The organism is Synechocystis sp. LEGE 06083, from assembly GCF_015207725.1.
Taxonomy (GTDB): Bacteria; Cyanobacteriota; Cyanobacteriia; order Cyanobacteriales; family Microcystaceae; genus Synechocystis; species Synechocystis salina.
Genome location: NZ_JADEWJ010000414.1, coordinates 1 through 1928, shown reverse-complemented (window position 1 = coordinate 1928; position 1928 = coordinate 1). Strand labels below are relative to the sequence as shown.

The 1928-nt window shown below is 45.7% G+C and carries 2 protein-coding genes; both read right to left on the bottom strand.

Annotated elements, in window-relative coordinates; translation table 11 throughout:
- Nucleotides 1-297 precede the first annotated feature (297 nt).
- Complete coding sequence (locus IQ219_RS19245) at nt 298-741, bottom strand: secondary thiamine-phosphate synthase enzyme YjbQ (protein WP_194021418.1); 444 nt, start codon at nt 739-741, stop codon at nt 298-300.
- Nucleotides 742-966: 225 nt separating this feature from the next.
- The coding region (locus tag IQ219_RS19240) for a DUF3685 domain-containing protein (RefSeq protein WP_194073679.1) at nt 967-1928 on the bottom strand (962 nt) is incomplete at its 5' end.

Below are 1928 nucleotides of genomic sequence, written 5' to 3'. Positions count from 1 at the left end.
TAGAGGGGGGAGTGATTATGCATCGCGTTCCAGGTTTTGAGTGGTATCTAATCCTAGAACGTGACCTCCCCTCTTTTCTACAATCCCCACCTAGACTGCTTTTCACTTCTTTTGTCAGTCAATCAGGATGCTCACCTAAGTCCTCCTAATCTTTGCTGTGATAGCCTTATACCTCATACCCCATTAGCTAACCAGTGCCCATTGGGTAAACTGCTCATCTACAACACTCAATTTTTACCACTCCACCATAAAAACTAAATTTCTTCTCTTCTTCATATTTTCTTTAGGAATGACCTCTTAAACCTCACCGCTGACGTGGACAATTACTTCCCGTTGATGGGGCCGTTGCCGATGCTCCCAAAGAAAAACTCCTTGCCAAGTGCCCAAGCCTAAACGACCATTGACAATGGGAATTTGTTCACTGGTTTTGGTTAACGCAGACCGGATATGGGCCGGCATATCGTCCAAACCTTCCGTGCTATGGCGGTAACGACGGCCATCCTCTGGCACCAATTGGGAAAAGAAGATAGCCAGATCCGTCAACACATCGGGGTCAGCATTTTCTTGAATAATTAACGAGGCGGAAGTATGGCGTACAAATACGGTGCAAAGTCCTGTTTTAACGCCGGAATGTTGCACCACCGCCTGAATTTTACTAGTGAAATTGTGGAGACTTTTGCCCTGGGTGGCAATGGCTAAAATTTCTTGGTGTTGGCGGAAAGTAGAGGTGGAAGAAATCATTTTATTGACTGGTTATTGACTGAAAAATGTGGAATAAACTCAAGGTTAGAGTTAGATAAGTTGCCATTATTTTAAGCAAATTGAGTAAATAGCCACAAGCGTGGGTAGTTCACCCTAAGGCAATAAAGTGCGTGCAAAACTTGGCTAAAAATCAATTTTTCCCTAATTGGTTGTCCCATTAGTAAGCTAAACTGCCCTATCAAACAAGACCCGGGTTGACGGGTATCAGTTAGAGCGCTTTTGTTGATTGCGGCTCTCCTGCCAGGTGTTGCCAATGCCCTGGATAATGCCTTTCCCCACCAGACCGATCGCCCGGCCGACTACCTGGGTGAGTAGGAACACCACACCGTTGCCCAAGAACTCAATTACCGACCTGACCCGGGGAGAAAGGGCATCGCGACATTCTAAGACAATGGTGACAAACCAAGGCACTGCCCGTAGTTGAGCCAATTCCTGTTGCCGGGGAGCATAAACCTGGGTGGCCACAATCCCGGCGGGGGTGAGATACAACAGGGTATGTTGACTTTCAAAAATTTGTTTGGGGTTGAGCCAGTAACGACTAAATTGATAGTACCAAGCTAGATCATTACGGAACCGAGCCACCTGCCGAGAGGAAAGCATGGAATGTTCATAAAGGGCAAGTTTAATGGCTTCGTGGTCAGCAAAATAGTTCAAAATAAAAACCATGGTGCTGTTAGCCAATTGAATAACTAGATTCTGGGCATATAGATCGCTATACTGCTTTGCTTCGGGAGATCCTAAAGGGTATGCTTTTTGATTTACCACCAAGGGATCAGCAAACAGAAGGTGGTGAAAAAGGGGCACGACAAAGGGAATTTTAATTAATTTTTCCCGACAAATAATGGGCTGATAAACTTCTAATAAAGATTGAATTTGCTCGAGACTAAACTCGCTTTTGGGTTGACAGTATTTACCAAAAAAAATCAGGCTTAAAGACCGCCACATTTCACCCACAATGGATAGACAATTTTCCGGTAACTGGGCTGGGGTAATCCTTAGGGCTTGGAGTTCGTTGATGGTGGTTTCCAGTTGTTGTTGCCCCAGGGAAAGGAGTTCCTGACGTTTGAGGGGCTGGAGAATGTCTAACTCCAGGGGGATAGAGGTGAGATTTTCCACCTGCAGGGGCATTTGTTGGAGAATTTGCCCCAGGGCACTGAGGTTACCAG